Annotated in this window: 22 protein-coding genes; 12 read left to right on the forward strand and 10 right to left on the reverse strand. The window is 51.6% G+C overall.

Annotation, left to right across the window (positions count from 1 at the left end; translation table 11 throughout):
- The 3 genes from HOJ95_11840 to HOJ95_11850 form a co-directional block, all read right to left on the reverse strand.
- A partial coding sequence (locus tag HOJ95_11840) for a hypothetical protein (protein MBT6395391.1) occupies positions 1 to 989 on the reverse strand: 989 nt, incomplete at its 3' end.
- 107 nt (positions 990 to 1,096) lie between these two features.
- Entirely contained in the window at positions 1,097 to 2,068 is a 972-nt protein-coding gene (locus tag HOJ95_11845) for a TAXI family TRAP transporter solute-binding subunit (protein MBT6395392.1), read from the reverse strand.
- A gap of 175 nt (positions 2,069 to 2,243) precedes the next feature.
- On the reverse strand, positions 2,244 to 2,621 hold the full coding sequence (locus tag HOJ95_11850; GenBank protein MBT6395393.1) for a hypothetical protein: 378 nt from the start codon (positions 2,619 to 2,621) through the stop codon (positions 2,244 to 2,246).
- A 78-nt stretch (positions 2,622 to 2,699) separates the two neighbouring features.
- Between HOJ95_11850 and HOJ95_11855 the strand changes: the two genes are divergently transcribed.
- A complete protein-coding gene (locus HOJ95_11855) occupies positions 2,700 to 3,146 on the forward strand; it encodes a hypothetical protein (GenBank protein ID MBT6395394.1) in 447 nt (148 codons plus the stop codon).
- Positions 3,147 to 3,226: 80 nt separating this feature from the next.
- On the opposite strand, the gene HOJ95_11860 is transcribed toward HOJ95_11855, so the two are convergent.
- The 3 genes from HOJ95_11860 to HOJ95_11870 all read right to left on the reverse strand — a co-directional run bounded on the left by HOJ95_11860 (position 3,227) and on the right by HOJ95_11870 (position 5,606).
- Positions 3,227 to 3,679 carry a hypothetical protein gene (locus HOJ95_11860; protein MBT6395395.1) on the reverse strand — a complete coding sequence of 151 codons (453 nt, stop codon included), beginning with the start codon at positions 3,677 to 3,679 and terminating at the stop codon, positions 3,227 to 3,229.
- A gap of 148 nt (positions 3,680 to 3,827) precedes the next feature.
- Positions 3,828 to 4,700 carry a DMT family transporter gene (locus tag HOJ95_11865; GenBank protein MBT6395396.1) on the reverse strand — a complete coding sequence of 291 codons (873 nt, stop codon included), beginning with the start codon at positions 4,698 to 4,700 and terminating at the stop codon, positions 3,828 to 3,830.
- 24 nt (positions 4,701 to 4,724) lie between these two features.
- Complete coding sequence (locus tag HOJ95_11870) at positions 4,725 to 5,606, reverse strand: DMT family transporter (protein ID MBT6395397.1); 882 nt, start codon at positions 5,604 to 5,606, stop codon at positions 4,725 to 4,727.
- Positions 5,607 to 6,061: 455 nt separating this feature from the next.
- Between HOJ95_11870 and HOJ95_11875 the strand changes: the two genes are divergently transcribed.
- The 8 genes from HOJ95_11875 to gatB all read left to right on the forward strand — a co-directional run bounded on the left by HOJ95_11875 (position 6,062) and on the right by gatB (position 14,623).
- Positions 6,062 to 7,543 (forward strand): DegQ family serine endoprotease, encoded by a 1,482-nt coding sequence (locus HOJ95_11875; GenBank protein MBT6395398.1) that lies wholly within the window; start codon positions 6,062 to 6,064, stop codon positions 7,541 to 7,543.
- 12 nt (positions 7,544 to 7,555) lie between these two features.
- Positions 7,556 to 8,461: a hypothetical protein gene (locus HOJ95_11880; GenBank protein ID MBT6395399.1), complete on the forward strand. Its 906-nt coding sequence runs from the start codon at positions 7,556 to 7,558 to the stop codon at positions 8,459 to 8,461.
- A gap of 30 nt (positions 8,462 to 8,491) precedes the next feature.
- Positions 8,492 to 8,632: a hypothetical protein gene (locus HOJ95_11885; protein MBT6395400.1), complete on the forward strand. Its 141-nt coding sequence runs from the start codon at positions 8,492 to 8,494 to the stop codon at positions 8,630 to 8,632.
- Positions 8,633 to 8,653: 21 nt separating this feature from the next.
- On the forward strand, positions 8,654 to 9,406 hold the full coding sequence (locus HOJ95_11890) for a methyltransferase domain-containing protein (protein ID MBT6395401.1): 753 nt from the start codon (positions 8,654 to 8,656) through the stop codon (positions 9,404 to 9,406).
- 74 nt (positions 9,407 to 9,480) lie between these two features.
- Entirely contained in the window at positions 9,481 to 10,596 is a 1,116-nt protein-coding gene (locus HOJ95_11895) for an ATP-dependent 6-phosphofructokinase (GenBank protein MBT6395402.1), read from the forward strand.
- Between the two features lie 33 nt (positions 10,597 to 10,629).
- A complete protein-coding gene (gene gatA, locus HOJ95_11900) occupies positions 10,630 to 12,102 on the forward strand; it encodes an Asp-tRNA(Asn)/Glu-tRNA(Gln) amidotransferase subunit GatA (protein MBT6395403.1) in 1,473 nt (490 codons plus the stop codon).
- 19 nt (positions 12,103 to 12,121) lie between these two features.
- Positions 12,122 to 13,159, forward strand: coding sequence for an isocitrate dehydrogenase (locus HOJ95_11905; GenBank protein MBT6395404.1), 1,038 nt, complete (start codon positions 12,122 to 12,124; stop codon positions 13,157 to 13,159).
- Positions 13,160 to 13,174: 15 nt separating this feature from the next.
- Positions 13,175 to 14,623: an Asp-tRNA(Asn)/Glu-tRNA(Gln) amidotransferase subunit GatB gene (gene gatB / locus HOJ95_11910; protein ID MBT6395405.1), complete on the forward strand. Its 1,449-nt coding sequence runs from the start codon at positions 13,175 to 13,177 to the stop codon at positions 14,621 to 14,623.
- Positions 14,624 to 14,629: 6 nt separating this feature from the next.
- Here the strand turns inward: gatB and HOJ95_11915 are convergent, their stop codons facing one another.
- Positions 14,630 to 15,178 (reverse strand): hypothetical protein, encoded by a 549-nt coding sequence (locus tag HOJ95_11915; GenBank protein ID MBT6395406.1) that lies wholly within the window; start codon positions 15,176 to 15,178, stop codon positions 14,630 to 14,632.
- Entirely contained in the window at positions 15,139 to 15,615 is a 477-nt protein-coding gene (locus HOJ95_11920) for a cytochrome c (GenBank protein MBT6395407.1), read from the reverse strand. Before HOJ95_11920 ends, HOJ95_11915 begins: the two co-directional genes overlap by 40 nt.
- Positions 15,616 to 16,740: 1,125 nt before the next feature.
- On the opposite strand from HOJ95_11920, the gene HOJ95_11925 reads away from it, so the two are divergent.
- A complete protein-coding gene (locus tag HOJ95_11925; protein ID MBT6395408.1) occupies positions 16,741 to 17,757 on the forward strand; it encodes a hypothetical protein in 1,017 nt (338 codons plus the stop codon).
- A gap of 348 nt (positions 17,758 to 18,105) precedes the next feature.
- Positions 18,106 to 18,318, forward strand: coding sequence for a cold-shock protein (locus tag HOJ95_11930; GenBank protein MBT6395409.1), 213 nt, complete (start codon positions 18,106 to 18,108; stop codon positions 18,316 to 18,318).
- Positions 18,319 to 18,448: 130 nt separating this feature from the next.
- On the opposite strand, the gene HOJ95_11935 is transcribed toward HOJ95_11930, so the two are convergent.
- The gene (locus HOJ95_11935; GenBank protein MBT6395410.1) at positions 18,449 to 18,880 is read right to left on the reverse strand and encodes a methylmalonyl-CoA epimerase; all 432 of its coding nucleotides are present in this window, start codon (positions 18,878 to 18,880) and stop codon (positions 18,449 to 18,451) included.
- Positions 18,881 to 19,113: 233 nt separating this feature from the next.
- On the opposite strand from HOJ95_11935, the gene HOJ95_11940 reads away from it, so the two are divergent.
- Positions 19,114 to 19,998 (forward strand): hypothetical protein, encoded by an 885-nt coding sequence (locus tag HOJ95_11940; protein ID MBT6395411.1) that lies wholly within the window; start codon positions 19,114 to 19,116, stop codon positions 19,996 to 19,998.
- A 6-nt stretch (positions 19,999 to 20,004) separates the two neighbouring features.
- Here HOJ95_11940 and HOJ95_11945 read toward each other — a convergent pair whose 3' ends face one another.
- Entirely contained in the window at positions 20,005 to 20,739 is a 735-nt protein-coding gene (locus HOJ95_11945; protein MBT6395412.1) for a TVP38/TMEM64 family protein, read from the reverse strand.
- Between the last annotated feature and the right edge of the window lie 129 nt (positions 20,740 to 20,868).

Here is a 20,868-nt window from a genome sequence, read left to right on the forward strand (position 1 = left end):
TAGGAGAGATCGATGAATACATCTCCGACCTTGGTTTTTTCGAGAAAAACACCGAATAGGATAAATAGAAACACATAACTCGCATAAACATTTGCGATGACACCAAAGATGCCGTCGTTTCCATAAATGAAGCTGACAACTTCATTATATGAAAATCCTTTATGAAGAAGCCGCCCGGGGAAATAATTGCCGTACATGGCGTAGCAAAAGAACGAGACCCCCAACAAAGGAAGCACCCACCCCAGTATCCGGCGACACATCTCGATAGAAACGATGATAGCGATCGTGCCCATAAAAACGTCTGGCCACAGAACCAGTCCCGCACGATCTCCCCGGTCGGCGAAATTCATGATGTATTCCACCGTGAAGACGACAACCCCTGCACAAAGGAGAAGGTCCACCGAAGAGGGCCGCCTTATTGGAGCGCCCTTTCGAGCCGGAAAGAAAATAAATGTCAAGATGGCAGTAAAGACCACATAGAATGGCAAATAAAAATGAAACGCATAGATAGCCAAGCCCGGAAAATGAACCGTCTCCCAAATCGCCGAGAGCGATTTTTCCGTACCCGCAGAAAGAAGCGGGGAGAGGATATAGACGATAACCTCACCAAAACCCAGACCAAAATCTACAGGCGCCTTGTTCGCCGCGCCGTAGAGAAAATAGAAAGCAAACACAAGCGAGGACAGTAGGGTCGTCACCTTCGGCAGAAGGCACAGCCCCGAAACGTACAACCAGATCAAGGCATAAAGCCAAACTTCGAGAGCCGGGAATGTTACATCCTGCCATTCCCACGAAATTTCATAGGGAAGATAAAGATTATATTTTTCACCGGCAAAGAAAATTATATAGATAAAAAACATGCTGGACAGAAACAACCAAACCGGCATGCTTTTCTTTTGAAAACCAGGAGAAAGATCCCGACGGTCTGCCGACTCCGGGGCAAATACAAACCGCACCCACACCCAGAGAAAATTGAAAAAATTCCCCATCTCCGCTCTTTCCCATCCGACTTCGATGATAACCAGTTAAATCAGAACCCCCCGGAAGGACACAATCCCTCCGGGGGGGGGGCAAAATTTCAAACTCAGCAAAGTCTCTAATTAACTTTGTAGCCCTTCTCTTTCCAGTAACGGGCTGCGCCAGGATGAAGGTTCATGTTGAAATTTTTCATCTGATTAATGAACTCACCCGACTTTGAAGCAAAGTCCAGGCCGATCTTCCATCCCTTGAATACGTTAATCAAGAAGTCGCGGTTCGCCTTGTCATATACACGGCTGGCCACTTCATAGACGACATCGTTGGAAACCTTCACGTTGGTAACCGCGAAGATAGTGTAGGCAACCGTCTTGAACTTCTTGCCTTTCATACCGTTATAAGCGCTAGCATCCTTGTTGGCCTTGTAGTAGCCAGAACTCATGGCGACGAATTTATCACGCACATCATCGGGAATGCTGAGAATGCGGAGGGGGTGACTTCGTGAGGCGCGAAGAATCGCCGGCGAGGGAACAGGATTCGGAATGCCAAAGGCATCAAGCTTGCCGTCGATCATGTTCGTCGCGGCGGCCGCCCAACCCATATAGTCCTTACGGATTTTACCGGTGACACCAATGTTGTCGGTGATGAACTTCGTCATGAAGAGCGTCGAGCTTCCGCGGGGGCCCATATTGAAGCGCTTTCCGGCGAGATCGTGATAGGTCTTGATGCCGGATTTCCGGAACGTCGCCACCTGGAACCAGGAAGTGGAAACGGGGCCGATACCACGGATGGTATTCTTCGGTTTGCCCTTGTGAAAAGGTTTTTTGCCTCGCTGAATGAAATCGACAAAAATTCCGTTCGTCATGCCGATTTCAGAGCGGCCATTAGCAACAAGGCGGGTATTCGCGACAAAACCCTTTGACTCGCGGTTGGTAACGTTGACCTTTTTACTCGTCTTGTTCACGGCCTCGGCAAGACCTGCCGCCATTCGAAATGCGCCTGCGCCCTTACCAGCGCCGACGATGGTGATGTTGGTAGCGGCACTCACCTGAGTAGCAACGAAACCAACTGCAGCAATAGCCGTAACTGCCATTTAGAAACTTTCTGTAAATACGCATGGACTCCCTCCAGTTGAAATAACAGAGAAACAAATTCTTTTTACATAGGATGATTCTATCCATTCAATACACTTTCGCAAGTAACATTTACACTAAATTAAATTTATTATTAAAAGAGCCTCCGCATAATAAAAACATTTATCCCGATCTTCATCTCCCCCGCCTTTCGGCAAGTACGCCCACCAGGAGAACAACAAGGATATTAGCCAGATAAGAGCCCCATACAGCCCATAGTCCGAAATATGCCCATCTGCCAATATCAAGAGCAGGGTAGGAGAAATCCACCCACAGACGCAGCCCCGTGAGGGCACCAGCAAGATTTCCCGACTCTGAAATACGGTTGGCCTTGCGGTCATAGGTGTAAAAAATACCAACCACAGCGGCAGCTAACAGCGAGGGCAAGAACAGGATTTTTTCCGGTCGGTTTAACCCGTAGAGATGAATCAGTATGCCCGATATCAAGCCCATCAGGATCATATGGAACGCAAGGCAAACAAGTAGCCGCGCCCATTTACGAGAGTCTTTCATACTCTGGCGTGTTCCCGTATACGGTGTAGGAGACGTCCCTCGCCCCACACCTCGCAGCCATACTGAGGAGATATCTCTATGCCGCCTGTCATTCGCCTTTTTGTGAAAACAAGTCTCATCTGTTTTGTCATTACTTTTGCATCAGGCTCCCTTTTCATGCTGGCAAACGCCATCTGGCTCATGAGGATGCCAAGAGAATTGCTGCTTCTCCATGCTCACATAGGCTTCGTCGGCTGGCTCGGACTTATGGTAATGGGTGTGGCGCTCTGGATGTTCCCCCTGATGCGGGGCACTCACCCCGAAACAAAGGGTCGCTACCATTTACCCTCCGTCTACGGAATTTATTATCTCACCATGGGCGGGCTTATCTTCCGAATAATCGGCGAGCCCTGGCTCTGGCGAACGGCGCACCCATTTGCACAATTTACACTCATCATCTCTGGGCTGGCACAGCTCGCCGGTATTGTCCTGTTCGTCTTCGTAATTTGGCGACGTGTACGAGAGGTAACGCCTGGCGTTCTTTAATAGCTGACACACTTCGCAAAAAATATAGCCGGGCGAGCCTCTCTGTATCGCCCGCCCGGCTATTTCGAATCACCTTGCTACTAAGAGTAATCGCCCGCCCGAGCGCTGAAGGGCGGATCGCCACCGGCGTTCCAAACCGTCCAACGTTTGGGGTGAACAATAAAGCGCACACGATCCACCTGGGCCACTGGGCCAGCCATAAATTTCGGGGCTATTTCGGGACCAAGATAACGCTCGGCGCATCGACCGATAAGATCGTGATCCGTGCCGACACCCTCGATGAGTTCCACCTCACCCTCACAAACCACGGCAGCGTAAGGCGGATCATCCTTGTCCACCACAACCGAAATTTTCGGGTTCCGCTTGACGATGCGGGTGTGGACACCGGACGATTTCGTGCTGATAAGAAACTTGCCGTCTTCCCAGATGTACCAGATCGGACGAATCAACTGACCGCCGTCCTTGCGCGACACCGCGAAACGACACATACGTTTTTCCGCCAGAAACGAATCGATGAATGCCTTGTCGCCCATACCGTTCTCCTTTTTTTTCTTGAAACCGGCAAATCGCCGCCCAGGCTGTGAATGCCTCTAGCGGCCCGTCCGGCCCGACAGAACCCGAGTATCCAAAAATTGAAAATCCTACGCTCGAAACCAGCCTACCTCCCACAAGGGGATAGGATCAACGCCCTAAAACGATGAACACCATTCCGCCCACAGTGAAAAATACGCCAAATACCATGGCCGGACGAACACGCTCAAACCCCCGAAGGAATAAAGCCGTGAAAAAAATCGAAAAAATCGGGGATGAGGCGATAATAGGGGTAACGACGCTGACATCGCCCATTTTGATGGCAATATTCATGAAAACCTGGTTCGCCGAATTCAGAACTCCTAACAATATTATGGCAATGATAGTCGAGCGGCCACCCCACCGGAACAGTTCGGCTGGCACCAAAGGCCGAAGGCTGGAGAGAACAATTGCCCCGACAAAATTCGCCCATGCCACGGTAAGTATGGGATCGGGAAAAGAGGCAAGCCCTTTTTTTCGAATGAACGCACTCATTCCGAGCGAGAGGGCACTCGCGAATCCCCAAAGAATGCCTTTATGAAACCAACCCTTCTCAGAGGGCTCGTAGCTGACAAAAACAACCCCCATGATCACCAAAAAAGTGCCGAAAAGCACCGCTGGCCCCGGTCGCTCACCAAGAAATAAAACCGCCAGCCCTAGCGAGAGCAACGGGGCGGTGGACATCATGGTTGTCAGCCTCGGCGGGCCGATAGTGAACAGCGCCTTGTAGTAAACAAAGCGCCCATAGCTGTATGCAGAGATTCCGAGAAGAGCGAACCAGCCCATTCCCACGACGGTCATCTGCCCATCGACGTAATAGTACGCGCCCAACAACCCAAGGACGACGACGTTGACGATGTTGGTCAGCAAGGATGCCGCAAGAATGCCGATGTGGCGCAAAGGGCGCGCGGTGGCCACGCCCTGCAAGGCCAGCATAGCCGCAGTCAACAGCGCCCAAATAATAGCTGTTGAATTATCGGTCAATTTAGAATTTCCAGGTAAATGAGATCAACCGTGCCGTCCAATGCCGATGGTGGCCATTCCAAGAAAGGTAATCATAATTCCCACCACCACACGGCGATTCAGGCGCTCTATGTCGCGCAGGAATATAGCCGAAAGCAGCATAACGATTACAGGGGTCGTGCTCATGATGGGTATGGCGAGAGACATTTGCCCCTGAAGGGAAATATTCATGACTACCTGTTGAATAGAATTAAAAAAAATGGCCAGGAATATTACGGGTGCCAGAGACCAGCTTATTTTTTCCCACGACAAAATATTGTTGGGCAGGGCGGTGCGCAATATCTCGCCCGTTGGAACAGCCACCAGAGCGGCCCAGGCTGTGAGCAATGCAGATGCCGGCATAATGTGCATTCCCCGGTTCCGCATGTAACCTCCCACAGAAAACAACAACATGCAGGTGAGCGACCATCCGATTCCGGCCTGGAACCACCTCCCCTTCGAGGGCGCATAGATCACCGTGATCACCCCCACAACCACAAACGCTGTTCCCATCAATACGAGAGGGCCAGGCCTCTCGCCAAGGAGGACCGTGGCAATCAGAAGCGTCGGCAAAGGGGCCAAGCTGGCTATCGTGATATGGCGTGAGGGGCCCATGGTCCGCATGCCCGTGTAAAAAAACCATCGGTTAATGCAAAAATTCGTCACACCGAGTACACCAAACCAGGCAAATGCCTCCCACCGAAACATCGAAATGTCGAAAATATAAAGCCCATAGAAACCCAACATCACAGCGTTTCCCATGTTGGAGATCTGGGCGAGCGTGAACGAGCCTACCTTCGCCAGAGCACGCGCAAATGTAATGTTCGCGCCCGCCGCGAGGAAGGCTGCAAGAAACGCCAAAAGTACGGTTTCTGTCTCGTTGGTCAACGAATATTCCTAAAATAAACAATCAGAGGTGCTCGAACTCCTCAGGCCCCAGCTGGGTAACCCCACATTCAGCAAGTACCTGCCAATATCGAGACCCCACAGCTCCATCCGCCATTGAAAGGCGGGGAAAAGGTGCCCATCAAGCCCTTAAAATTGGTACAAAACCACCAATTTCAAGCCTACATGGTATTTTAATTATCGAGCCCGCTCGGGCCTTACCCATTGCAAGAAAGAGCCGGGTAGTAGAAAATACGCCGAAAGGGGATTTGCCTCTTAAATCCCACAGAGAAATGAATATTGCAATAAAATTCAGCTACTTACAACGACCAAGCTGAGCCCTGGCAATTTCGTTTCACTCGCAGATTGCCTAAACGTCAACAATGGAACCCGTAGCGTCGAAATAGGCGGTAAACAATAGCCGCTTTTAGTAAAATTGAACAGGAAGGAACGTCAACATGTCATTGGTCATAACCCGGAGTTCGGCATCAATCGCAAAAACCGCGATGCAAGCATTTTTCATGCTGCTCATCGCACTTTCATTCACTATTTCGGCTCCCGCTCACGCAGCAACGGCAAAGATCAAAGGCCTTCCCTCACTGGCCGATCTAGTTGAACAACTAAAACCATCTGTTGTAAATATCAGCTCCGAAACAATTGTTAAGTCCCAGTCTCGCCGAGGTGTCCCTGGTATGCCAGGAGATCCCTGGAGCGAAATGTTGCGGCGCTTTTTCGAGGGCCAGCAGGCACCTCCCGGCTTTCAGGGCAGACCAGCGCCCAAACAGAAAAATACCAGCCTCGGCTCCGGGCTCATTGTTGATTCCGAGCAGGGGCTCGTCCTGACGAACAACCATGTCATCGAAAAAGCAACTCAAATCACGGTAATGACCCAGGACAAAAAGCGACGCAAAGCAACTGTCGTCGGTCGGGACCCCAGAACCGATATCGCCCTTTTGCGTATTGAGAAAAAAGAGGGCGAAAAACTTCCCGCCGTCAAACTAGGCAACAGCGACAAGCTTCGTGTTGGCGACTGGGTAGTTGCGATCGGCAACCCCTTCGGGCTCGCTCATACCGTTACGGCGGGGATCGTCAGCGCCAAGGGCAGGGTCATCGGTGCCGGGCCCTACGATAACTTCATCCAAACCGATGCCTCGATCAACCCGGGCAACAGCGGCGGCCCCCTGTTCAACCTCTCCGGAGAGGTCGTCGGCATTAACACTGCCATCTTCAGCCGAGGTGGCGGCAACATCGGCATTGGCTTCGCCATCCCGATCAACCAAGCTAAAGATCTGATGCCCCAGCTTCGAAAGGGCACTGTCGTACGCGGATTCCTGGGTGTCTCGATTCAACCTGTTGACGATGCTCTCGCCAAGGCGCTGGGGCTGAAAAACACAAAAGGGGCACTGGTGAGCAGCCTGGTGACCGATGGACCCTCGGCCAAGGCTGGTGTTAAGCGAGGCGACGTTGTTTTGTCTTTGGACGGCAAGGCGGTGGAAAGCCCTCGTGCCCTATCCCGCATGGCCGCCCGCATCGCACCGGGCCGCAAAGTAAAGTTGATCATATTCCGCAACGGCAAATCCATGAATATCACCATTATTTCCGGAAAAATGCCCGGCCCAGAACAGGTGGCCAGCGCCTCGGGAAATACCTCGATGGGCAAAAAACTAGGGATCGAGGGACAAAACCTTACACCTGAAATCGCCCGCCAAATAGGCGCGGAAACCAAGTATGGCGTTCTCATCGTCAGCGTGAAACAAGGCAGCCCGGCAGACAAGGCTGGTATCAAGCGCCGCGACATCATCATCGAGGCAAACAAAAAAACTATCAAAAAAGTTGGAGATCTTTCCGCCGCAATTAAACGCAGCAATAAGGCGGGAAATTTATTCTTGATTGAGCGCCGAGGGGCCACGCGCTATGTTGTCGTTGAAGGCCTAAGTTAAACCGGAGGGAAAATGGCGAAAGCCACGGGTACAAGCGAAAGCCTTATTGAAGCGGCATCCGTTATCTGCGGCCAGCTTGGTGCAAATGCGGTATTTGTGCACGCCGACGCCATGAAAGATCTGGAGGCCCTCTCTCAGCTCCCGGACAACATCGAGCGTTTTGTCACCACATGCTCGCCCGAATTATTCGAGGAGCTAGAGGACAAGGATTACCGAGTATTCCGACTTCCGGCCCTGTCGCTGAATCGAATCGACGCTATTAAGATGGGTGTGGTCATCGCGCTCAGCGAAGGCGCGATTTCGAAAAAAGACACCATTGTCTGCCTCTCCGGCCTTTCGGAAAACCAGCGGATTGACACTCTTATTGTTTTCCAGCTGGATCAGGAAAAAGAGATGATGCTCACCTCCGAGACCAAGAGCGAATTGAACGGGGTGGACCCGAAAGTATTTTCAGCCCTCCTGTCGCTCTCGCTCGAATTGGCCTCAGAGGGGCGCGAGGGGAAATCCAGGGGGGCGCTCTTCGTTCTCGGAGATCATGATATCGTTCTTCAATATTCGCGCCAGATGGTCATTAATCCATTTCATGGCTATCCTGAGGAGCAGCGGAACATTCTAGATCCCGCCCTCAGGGAAACGGTTAAGGAGTTCAGTGCAATAGACGGCGCTTTCGTCATCAGGGGAGATGGTATTATTGAGGCTGCGGGCCGCCACCTGAACGCTGCCGGGGATATCGAACTTCCGGCAGGGCTCGGCACACGCCACATGGCCGCCGCTGGCATCTCCGAGGTAAGCGAGGCAACCTCTTTCGTTATTAGTGAATCTACAGGCACCGTCAGCGTCTTTAAGGACGGGAAAATATTCATGCAGATTGGAAAATCGCAACCCACCAAGAGAAAGAAAACGACAAAAGGCAGTTAAACAATCTCACTCAGTTAAGGAAGACTTAGGATGAGCGCATTCAGCAAGATATCTAAAAAATTCAACATCTACGGCGTACTGTTCGGAGCAACGGCTGGTGTTATCGCTGCCCTTTTAGGAATCGCCTCTGTACTCATCATGTTGGATATGCTTGGCATTTCCATTCCTTAACCCTACGGGAATAACGCCTGGATGATCCTCGACACGTTCGAGCGCTATAAACATAATCTATTCCTGTCTCCTATCACCTCCGGCACCCTTGAACATATCGGGAAGGTTTGCGGTATCACCGACTCATCCACCGTACTCGACATCGATTGCGGAAAAGGCGGGGCGGCGTTGACGCTGGCGGAAAAATTCAAATGCGCCGTCACCGGCATCGAATCCCAGGCCGAATTCGCCGAGGAGGCGCGGCGGCGAGCCATATTCGAAGATCTCGATCACTTTGTGAACATTATCGACTCTGGCCCCGAAGAATTGCCGTTCGACGATTTTTTCTTTGACCTCGCCTTATCTCTTGGCCATGTTCGTCCTTTTAATACCGCAAAAATACTTCTCGAATTATCCCGCGTAGTACGGGACGGGGGATGGATTGCGATCTCGGAAATGGTTTGGAAGTCTGGCGATTCCGACTCTGCCAACCCCGCCGTCAAGGAATGGGTTAACGGTTTTTCGCCTAGCCGAATTTCGGGCCTCGATGAGCGGATCAAGGAGCTATCCGGGGCCGGATTCTGGGTCGAATCGGCAGAACTTGAGGAGGATAAGTCATGGGAGGATTTTTACGCCCCTCAGGCTATGGCTATTTTAGAAAATCGTCATGAACACATAGGCTCCGCCGAGGCGAAATCAATACTCGATAAGTGGCAAAATGAACTTGAAATATTTCATGCCGCAGGCGGCAAAGAATCGCTGGGCTATGCTTGTTTTATATTGAGGTTGCCGTAGCACTAAAAAATTCGTCGGCATATGCTTTGTGCCTCGCCCTGTAAAACCGGACATCTACGCCGGAGGTCACACCAATGGTTAGCGAAAAAAAAGAGGCGAGCAAAATTCGCTCTCTTGGAATTTTGACCGGAGGCGGTGACTGTCCAGGCTTGAACGCTGTTATTCGGGCTGTCGTTCTCACCGCCGAGCGGGCTGGTGTTCGCATTCAAGGAATCCGCAACGCATACAGTGGATTAGTCCACAATCAATTCATCGATCTTGACTCTTCAAAAGTTGACCACCTACTTCAGTATGGCGGCACGATCCTAGGAAGCTCGAACCGCGATAATCCTTTTGAGTTCATGATGACCATCGACGGCGAGCGCCGCCCAGTCGATGTTTCCGACACGGTAATCAGCAACTTTCATAATGCTGGCCTTGACGGCCTCATCGCCATTGGTGGAGACGGAACGCTGCAAATAACGCATCGGCTCACCCAGAAAGGGCTTCCGGCGATTTGCGTGCCCAAAACTATCGACAATGACCTTCTCGCCACAGACGTTACTTTTGGATTCGACACCGCGGTAGGAACCGCCACCGAGGCCATCGACCGTCTGCGCACGACGGCGGAGAGCCACGGACGCTTGATGGTCGTCGAGGTGATGGGCCGAAACGCCGGATGGATAGCCCTGTTCTCGGGCCTGGCGGGTGGGGCCGACGTCATTCTTCTTCCCGAAATCCCTTTTACAATAGAAGCCATCGCCAACGACATCCGCATTGATCGCTCCTCGGGCAAGAATTTTAGTATCATTGTCGTGGCCGAGGGCGCCCATCTCAAGGACGGCGAGGTCGTGATTCAGAGAATGGCGGACGATCCGACTCATCCGCAGCGGCTTGGAGGAATCGGAAACATCGTGGGACACCTTCTTGAAGAGAAAACTGGATACGAAACGCGTGTTACGGTGCTCGGACATATCCAGCGGGGCGGGACCCCCTCGACCTACGACCGGAACCTATCCACACGCTTTGGCGTACACGCGGCCTTGACCGCCATAGAAGGGCGGTTCGGTCATCTCGTCGCCCTGCAAAACGGATCGATAACCCTGGTTCCCATGGCCGACGCCGCCCAAGGTCAACGCTTGGTTTCACTCGACAGCGATTTCATCGGAGTGGCACGCTCCGTCGGAATTTCTTTTGGCGATGAGAATTAACTAAACTGCCTATACCGGCAACACGGAGAATGCATGAGCGACATCATCTCATTAACTGCCCGGGAGCTCTCCGGCAAACTCAAGACAAGGGAAATCTCGTCTGAGGAAGCGACCCGGGCCTATCTCGATAGAATCGAGGAAACCGATGAGCGGGTACACGCCTACCTCACCATTTTAAGAGACAAAGCCATCGAGGGGGCGAGGCAAGCCGACAATCAACTTGCAGGAGAAGGCGGCGGGCCCTTGTTGGGAATGCCGGTGGCCATCAAGGATCTTCTCTGCATGAAGGACACCCCCACAACATGCGGCTCGAAATTCTTGGAGAATTTCATCGCGCCCTACGACGCCACCGCCGTTCGCAAACTCAAGGAGGCGGGTGCCGTTATTCTGGGCAAACTCAACATGGACGAATTCGCGATGGGCTCATCGACAGAGCACAGCGCCTTTGGCCCAAGCCGGAATCCTTGGAACCTGGAGACTACTCCTGGCGGGAGCAGCGGCGGATCGGCAGCGGCGGTTTCGGCACGCTCTTGCGCCCTGTCACTGGGATCGGACACAGGCGGCTCAATTCGCCAGCCCGCCGCCTGCTGCGGTGTGGTGGGAATGAAACCTACCTATGGGCGCGTATCGAGGTACGGGCTTATCGCTTTCGCAAGCTCGCTCGATCAGATCGGCCCCTTTTCACATACTGTCCACGATAGCGCGATGATGCTGACCGCCGTGAGCGGACACGATCCGTTGGACTCCACTTCGGCCGATGTCCCCGTCCCCGACTACACCGAAGGGTTGAAGCGGGGCGCAAAGGGGCTTCGAGTTGGGATACCAAAAGAATATTTCATCGACGGAATGGACCCGGAGGTCGAGGCATCGGTAAGACACGCCATCAAGGTCATGGAGGAGCAGGGGGCTGAGATCCATGAAATTTCGCTTCCCTCTACCGAGTACGCAATTCTCACCTACTACATCATCGCTCCGGCAGAGGCGAGCAGTAACCTGGCCCGCTATGATGGCGTACGCTTTGGGCTCAGGGAAGAGAGCGGCGCCTCGGAGTGGGGCCCGCTCCACGGCATGTATGCAGAGAGCAGGGAGAAGGGCTTTGGCGAGGAGGTCAAGCTTAGAATCATGCTAGGCACCTATGTCCTCTCATCAGGCTACTACGACGCTTATTACACCAAGGCCCAGAAGGTTCGCACGCTGATCTGCCAAGAGTTTGCAGAAGCGTTCAAGACAGTCGATGTCATCATGTCGGCGACGGCGCCGACGCCAGCCTTTCGCTTCGGCGAGCGGATAAATGATCCGATCAGCATGTATCTCTCTGACGTGCTAACAATTCCCTGCAACATGGCCGGCCTTCCCGGTATCAGTCAGCCTTGCGGATTTACATCTGATAAACTGCCAATAGGGCTCCAATTCGTGGGGAAACATTTCGGCGAGGAAGATATCTTTCGCGCTGCGGCGGCGTTCGAAAATGCCACCGAGTATCACCTCGCCCAGCCGCCACTTTAGAACAATATAGAGGAGTGCCATGAACGACGTGCGAAACATCACCGAGCTTTTGGGAGACGGCATCGCCGATGAGCTTAGGGATAGCGTGCATGCTGTCGCAGGGGCGCTTCCTGGCGAATACCATTTTGAAACGGTGGACCTTTCGTACGAAAATCGAAAAAAGGGGGGCCGGACACTCTACGATGAGGCGGTAAATTCGATGCTGCAAACCAGCATCGGCCTTAAATACCCAACCGCCACCATCGAGGAAAGCCCTAACGCCATCCTCAGGAAACTTCTGAAATTCTCCGTTATCCACAGACCGGTGACCACCATTCCCGGGATAAAAACTAATTTTTCGGGGAAAATCGATCTTGATATCGTCCGCGTTGCAACGGGCGGCACGTATGATGATCCCGGCCAGATGATCGGCGACTACGCGGCAGCGAGCCTGCGAATCGTGGACAGAAAAACCTGCGAGCAAGCTGCCCACTACGCCTTTTCTATCGCCATGCGCGAGCGCAAATCACTCACCTCCTCAAGTAAGTACACAATCCAGCGGGTAACAGACGGCTTGTTTGAAGATATCGTCGATGAGGTAGCGGGAGAGTTTCAGTTCTCTGGCCAGATCGTGCACAACAGAGAGCTTTTTGATGCTCTGCTGGCAAAGCTCGTGATGAAGCCAGAGCAGTTCCAGGTTGTTCTCGTTCTCAACGAATATGGAGACTTTCTCTCCGATCTTGCAAGCGGGCTCGTTGGAAGTCTTGGCTTGGGTGCATCCGTGTCTCTCTCCTTTGATGAGAAAAATCGCGTCTCCGTGGGCATGTTTGACGCCAGCCACGGCACCGCGCCCGACATCGCAGGCCAGGACAAGGCGAATCCAACAGCCATCCTCTTGGCCTTCTCGCTCCTTTTGCGGCATATCGGCGACACTAAAGCGGCAAACGCCCTACAAGACGGGTTATTTGATTGCATGGGAAAAGGAGAGACTACCGGTGATTTAGGTGGGCCTCACGGAACGACATCCTTTACTAAAATCTTAATCGAGCACGTTCAACAGAATTTAACAGCATCCTAAAGGAAACCACTGTCGATGGATTTTGAAACGATTATTGGGCTTGAAGTTCATGCCCAGATGAACACGAACACCAAGATTTTCTGCGGCTCTAGCGCGGCCTTCGGCGGCAAACCCAACCATCACACCTGCACGGTGGACCTCGGCCTTCCGGGCGTTCTCCCTGTGCTTAATAAAGAAGTGGTCGAGTACGCTCTTCGCCTCGGAATCGCCATAGGCGCCAAAATCACCCCGCTCTGCCGCTTCGCCCGTAAACACTACTTTTACCCGGACCTACCCAAGGGCTATCAAATCAGCCAGTACGAAGAACCACTCTGCGAGGGCGGCGAGGTGAAGATATTTCCAAAAGATGGGGAAATGAAAACTGTCCGCATCACAAGAATTCACATGGAAGAGGATGCCGGTAAACTTATTCATGGCGAGGAGATGAACGACACCTCCCACTCCTATGTAGATTTAAACCGGGCGGGTGTGCCCCTTCTTGAGATTGTCAGCGAGCCCGATCTTAGAAACCCCGAGGAGGCGGAGACTTATCTTAAGAAAATTCACACCCTCGTTCGCTATCTAGATATCTGCGACGGCAATATGCAGGAGGGAAGCCTTCGATGCGATGCAAATATTTCAATACGCCCCCGCGGCTCAAAGGAATTTGGCGAAAAGGTCGAGATCAAAAACATGAACTCGTTCCGAAATCTGAGACGGGCGCTTGAGTACGAAGTGGAGCGTCAGCGAATAGCCTACGATGAACGCGAGGCCATCATCCAGGAAACCCGGTTGTTCGATGCCGCAACGGGAACGACACGCCAAATGCGAACCAAGGAGTACGCGCACGACTACCGCTATTTTCCGGATCCGGATCTGGTGCCCCTCAAAGTTGGCCAGGAATGGACCGACAAAGTGCGGGCCGATCTTCCCGAGCTTCCTGACGACAAGCGCGACCGCTTCCAGAGCGAATACGAACTGCCATTATACGACGCCGAAATCCTCACCGCCGAGCGGTCGCTGGCAGACTATTTCGAGAATACCGTTAAGGAGGCGAGCGCCGGGGCGACGAAAGCGGTAAGCAACTGGGTGATGGGCGATATCCTTCGGGTCCTGAATGAGAAGAAACTCGACATCGACGAGTGCCCCGTCTCCCCCTCACAACTTGCCTCAATGGTCTGCCTCATCGACGATGGAACCATCAGCGGAAAGATCGCTAAGCAGGTGTTCGATATCATGGTTGAATCGGGAAAAGACCCGGACGTCATCGTCGAGGAGGAGGGTCTTCGCCAGATAACCGACAGCGGAGCGATCGAAGCGACGGTAGACGAAATTATCGCCGCCAACCCGAAGGAAGTGGATGGCTATCGAAGAGGTAAAACCAAGCTCATTGGATTTTTCGTGGGTCAAGTCATGAAAGTGACCGAGGGCAAAGCCAACCCCCAAGCCGTACAAGAAATGCTCAAGGAAAAACTAGGGGCCTGAGCAACTCTACCCGAGTGAGCGCAGATGAACCCAGCGATTCTGTTTCGTTTCAAATCCCCATTCCATTTGCCCCTCTGCCAGTAACTCGACAGGGCCATTCTTCTGTTTATGACACGATTCCACCTGCACCCGGTAGTAAACGACAAAGTGTGGTTCAAAGCGTGGCGAGAGATGTTTTTCACGCATTGCAAGAATGCACAAGTTCCGTACATCGCCGACCTCGCCAGAGGTAAGCGCCGAGGTCGCCTGGTCTGAACGAAACCATTTTTTTAGATCGCTGCCAAATTTTTTTTTCACCTCTTCCGCATGATCAGGAAGATAGAAAGCCTCGAGTAAGGTATTCCAGTTGCGCCAATTCGTTCCCGTCTCGAACTGGGTCAGCGTCATCAACAAACCTTCGCGACCGGGAATTTGGTTGTCCCCGATCAGAGATTGCGTGCAACCTGATACCAAAAGAGCCGCTCCGAGTAATACAGGCAAGAAAAACATTTTCTTTATATTCTTATTTGGCTGTTTCATCGTCTTTTCTTTTTCTTTCTGAAGGGTTTGTGGCATGCACCACAACTCTTTCCAAGTACGCGAAACGCACTCATCGAGGATTTCGCATCTCCGATTCCGGCAACCTTCGCGAGCGCTCGGGCGGCGGTCGAGGATTTTTCTGTAAGTTTTTTGTAGCGGTTAAAATCGTCCCATACTTCAGATTTTATTCGGGACTTTTCTCCGAAAGCGCTCCCTTTGGGACTCAATTCGGGTATCCGGTCAATAAGTTTCGCCACTTTCTCAGAAGCTTCCGCCAACTCTTTTAATTGACCATTTTTGACGAATACCCTAATGCCGCGCAATGTTTTACTGATGGACTTCATCGTAGCCGTCCGAATTTTTTGAATCTTTTCAAGCGACTCCGCACCTCGTGCGGGAGACAACAATGCCGCTGAGAAAAACACAGCGGCAACACAAACAACTAGGGCATGAAAAAAATTACGATTACGCATTCAATCTCCATATCAACAACATAAAAAAGATATTTTTATTCCCGACTTCCCCCTTATCTGTAATCGTAGGAACTCATGCAGGGTGTTGTCAATTTAAAAATAATTATTTACTGCGGATCGATGAATTCAGATCGTACCCAACCAGTGCCTCTAAATGTAACCACCCTGACCCACCTGATGGGCTGACGCATATTATTGCTAAATCCTTCTTCTGCCCACATCAGATGAATGGAATCCTCGGGCTCATATTCCAACACCCGACCCACTGTTCCAGACGGGAGTTTTTTAATTCGCACTGCTCTTTTAAACATCCCACCCGGTCTATCCCAGAGCCAGACATGTACATCTCTCGGCTCGACCATTAAATGCCTGGGAGTAGTTCTTAGCACCACCTTTAAATTCGAACGTACTTTTCTATTTTGCTCAATTTGACTTTGTCTATTTTTATCGAAGGCAGCTTTTTGCATCCCCGAGCAAGCACTGAGGAATACAAGGGACACCAGCAAAATTGACCGTATCGGCAAACCCCTTAACCGCGAAATCAGGTGAAACCCATTGTGCCGATTCTTAAATTTATGTGGTTGATTCGTGTACCCCATCCCCTCTTCTCCCTTATTTAACTCCCCGATATTCGGGAATCAATAGCAACTATGCTCCTCCCAGTTAAGAAGCAAGGCTTATACCGCTCAACGGCAAGCGGAAGAAAAAAGTTAAACAAGCGCAACCAATTGATATTATTGATCTTTTGCTTCTAATTAGTCTCTTCTATCATCTACAACCGATCAGTAAGGCTCAAAATACCCTAAAAAGAGGTAATTAATACCGGAAAAAACCTCCACATACACAGATTTCGCGTGATTAAATACCATTTCGACCATCCTGAAAAATACTCCCTCTACCAAACCTCCATGGGCTCTTTTGGATATTCATAAACATCGGCTCTACCAAGTAAAACACCTACTAGTATATCCTTCCTCGATTGTCCCGACCCGATCATACATCAGGCTACGATTTGACTTGCCCCGGGAAAAATGCAAATACACTTTTTACACTGGAAGCAAGCTAACTAAATATCATACAGATTCAGCACCCTGTATCATTACGAAATTATACGGAGCTATTTTTATGTCTGATTTGATTCGCCTCCTGGTCGTTGATGCTTTCTCGGGTCACTATCCCGATCATATTAAAAATTATTCGAAAGGGCTGCCCTTCGAGCTAATCTATCCCGAGAAGGACGACGAAGATTCTTTAAAGAGCGCCGCCGAGAATGCCGAGGCCATCCTTTGCTATAAGGCCCCGCTTCCCGGATCCGTGATCAAAAGCGCCCCCTCCATTAAATTCATCCAAAAACACGGCCTCAATTTGAAAAATATTGATCTTGACGCCGCCCGCGAAGCGGGTATCCCAGTGGCAACAATGCCCTTGATGCGCAACGCCACGGCGGCTGAACAAGCTCTGACGCTCATGCTCTGCTGCGTGCGCAAAGCCATGCCCGGCCACCGAGCAGTAGCTGACGCCGAGTATCTCAAGCTCGGGATCGAGCCCATTGTTACGAGCCAGTGGGACATGAACACGAACTGGACTAAAATTGAGGGGATAACAGAGCTTTTCGGTGCCTCGGTTGGAATCGTCGGACTGGGCGACATCGGTATGGAAGTTGCCACCCGTTGCCGCGCTTTCAACATGGATATTTTTTACACGCAGCGCACGCGCCACACCAAGGACGTGGAAGAGGCTTTCGATGCCACCTATCTCCCCCTGGATGAGCTTCTTGCCCAGTCGGATTTTGTCGTGTTAATCATCCCGCACACCCCCGAGACGGAAGGATTCATTGGCACAGAGCAATTGTCCAAAATGAAATCCACCGCCACCCTCATCAACATCGGCAGGGGAGGACTCATCAACGAAGATGAGCTCGCGGGCGCCCTCAGGGAAGGCCAAATTGGAATGGCCGGGCTAGACGTTTACCGCCGTGAGCCATTGCCTGAGTCGAGCGAACTTAGAGGCCTCTCAAATATCGTCTTCTCTCCCCACGCTGGAGGCGGCTCCTACCGGGCTTGGGGAACGGACATACCGGGCGTTCTTGGCAATATTCAGAAATTCTTCAACGGAGAACGCCCCCGGGGCGTGGTGACATAACCTGATGGCCACGACGAAATCATCAATCGCAGATTAAAGTAATTCCCACTGTCTCAAATTACACAACAAAAAAACCATGGGCCGATATATAAAATTGTCGGGCCCAGGCTTTAACGGGATACGGGATTTCAGTTTAAGTAGCTGAAATATAATAGCTTAACCTCTACCAATTTTCCCTTGACAGCTCCCCTCTTCTCATCTAGCGTATTTACATTCGTGTGGTTTTATTTTATTGAAGGACTAAATAGGCAGTGGCCTGCCTGCTGCCATAATTGGTCTATCTAAAGTTACATGTATCGTTTTATCAGATAGGTCCGCTCGGGCCACCTAGAAAGGAGAGTGGCGGAAGTGTCTCAAGGAACTGTGAAGTGGTTTAACGACGCCAAGGGTTTTGGGTTTATCACGCAAGAGGACGAAACAGATATCTTCGTCCACTACACCGCTATCCAACAGGAAGGCTTTAAGTCCCTCAAGGAAGGCGATGCAGTCGAGTTTGAGGTTGCACAGGGCCCCAAAGGTCTCCAGGCAGCCAACGTTAGAAAAGCGGAACCCGCTGCCTGATTGTGGAAATTCGCCTGAAGAAAGACGCTCGCGCCATCCCGATAACAGGGGGATTGTGGTTAGTCTCGGCCCGAGCGCCTATAGATCGTCATAGCCGAAAACGCACCATTTCCGGTCCCACTCACTATCTTTACACCCAATCTGGGATTTCTTCGTCTTCTTTGAGATACTGAATCAATTCTGTGAGAAGGCCGCCCGTTGTCGATGGGTCGGCAAATGCTATCAGGCCGTTACGCGAACCATATTTCGCCGGACCCATGAATTTCACTCCCTTTGCCTCCCACTCCGCCATTGTCGCACGAAGGTCATCCACGCGAAGGCAAATATGATGCACCCCCTCGCCCCTTGATTCGATAAATTTATTGATCGGCGCCTCTGGGTCGTTCACTTCCACAAGCTCCATCAAGCCGCCAGGCGTCTCGTAAAAATCCAGCCGGGACACCACCCCTCCCCGGTCATACTCCTTGCGCTCGGCAAACTTAAATCCCATCAGATCTACCATGAGCTCTTTTTTGCCATCTACGTTCTTGACCGCATAACCAATATGATCGAATTCAGGCATGTTTTTATCCTCCTATGCACAATCTATCCACGCGGTCCAAGCCGCTAATCCGAAACAAGCATGACAATTAAAAATCAAGCGTATCGCGAGCGAGGCGGGGCCGCAACATTACTCCCAAGTGATATTTGGGCCAAACCTTGTGCCCTCCTGAGAAAGACGGATATACTCCGCCCGCACCGGCAAGCCGCATAGGCAAGCCCCCACAGTCCCGCACTCTCATCCGGAAAATCAAGATGATTTACGTCTTACGAATACTTGAGATTGTCTTTCCAGTTCTTGCAATCACAACACTAGGCTTTTGTTGGGGGATTTGGAAAAAACTGGACCCGAAAGTGCTCGCCGAACTCGTCTTGTTTCTATTTGCGCCGGCGGTCATGTTCGATGCCCTCGTCCGGCAGACAATCGACGCAAACCAGCTTCTCCAAGCCATCGGCATCTCTGTCGCCATACACATCATTCCGGGCAGTATCGCCTGGGCCATCTCGACGCTCGCGGGCATCAAGCACCGCATCTTCGTGCCAGGCATACTTCTCATGAACGCGGTATCCCTACCATATCCACTGGCCCTTCTCGCCTATGGAGAGGCCGGGCTTGCCCAGGTTGTCCTGCTCTCGATTCCGAACGTTTTCATCACCTTCACTATTGGGATTTATTTCCATGGTGGAAACTCGATGAGCTCCGAGCCATTCCGCATGCCAGCGCTGTGGGCCGCCTTCTTGGGCCTAATTGTAACGATGGCCGCCATCCCGATTCCCAAATTTTTTCTTAGTTTCGCCAATCTAATGGGAAAGGGATTATATCCACTCGAGCTGTTCACGCTGGGCTACCGACTTCGCTCGGTTCATTTCACTGATATCCGTTTCAGCCTTCTGGTGGCTGGCCTGCGCGTCGGACTCGGTTTCTTCACTGCCGTGCTCATAACCCACTTCATGGCGCTTGAGGGCACCATGCGGGCTGCAGTTTTTCTTCTTTCGTGTAGTCCACCGGCCGTCCTGAATTACGTATTCGCCGAGCGCTACGGCAATGAAGGAGGCCTTGCGGCCTCGGTAGTATTCACTGGAATTTTGATAAGCGTCGTGTCAACGCCATTGGTTTTACTGTATCTGGAGCTGACCTAGGTGCCCTTAAGCCGACTTATCTGCCTTTCCCCGCAGCCAAATTCGAATCGACTCCTTGTAGTAGCCCGTCAGGGCGCCGACAACGATAATACCCACCAGCATGGCGAAGAACAGACCATAGCGCTCGTTGTAGAGATTGGCTCCCTGTAGGCCGAGGACGATGGTCCCCGGTATCCGGCCCAATGTCGCCACAATGAGAAATGAGCGAATACTCAGAGGACTCAAACCCAGCAGATAACACATATAATCTTTGGGAAATCCCGGTATCGAAAAAAAGATAAAGGCAAATATCGCGCCCTTGTTCGTCACCAGAAAATCGAATTTTTCGATCACCGTGCGGGAAATTAATTTTTCAACAAACGGCCTACCCAACCATCTTCCGATAGCAAATGCGAGGTAGCTCCCGACCGAGAGGCCAATCGTGCTGTATAACGTAGAGACCCACACCCCGTAGATATAACCACCCAGAAAACCGGTCAGCTCGCCGGGTATCGGAGAGAAAACGACCTGCCCGATCTGAACACCCATAAATACGAGCGGCCCCCACAAACCAAAGGAGTTTATCCAGTCACGAAATCTATCCTTTTGCGCCTGAAGCTGCCCCAGGTAGGCAACCCCCTGGGCAAGCTCCTCCCAAAAAAAAGCCACGAGGGCGGCCAGGACAATCATCCCGGCGAACAACCACAGGAAAATTCGTTTGCGTCTGATAAGAGAGCTTTTATCTACATAATCCGCATTCAATTTTTCACTCCAAAAACCCTCATGACATAATTCATAAAAGGGCCTCAACAATACCGGCTTTAATTTTTAACGACTATGACTAGGTACCATTAAAAAAAACACATAAAAAGCCTCTTGTAAAAGAGGGAT

It is taken from the genome of Nitrospinaceae bacterium (assembly GCA_018669005.1).
Classification (GTDB): Bacteria; UBA8248; UBA8248; order UBA8248; family UBA8248; genus UBA8248.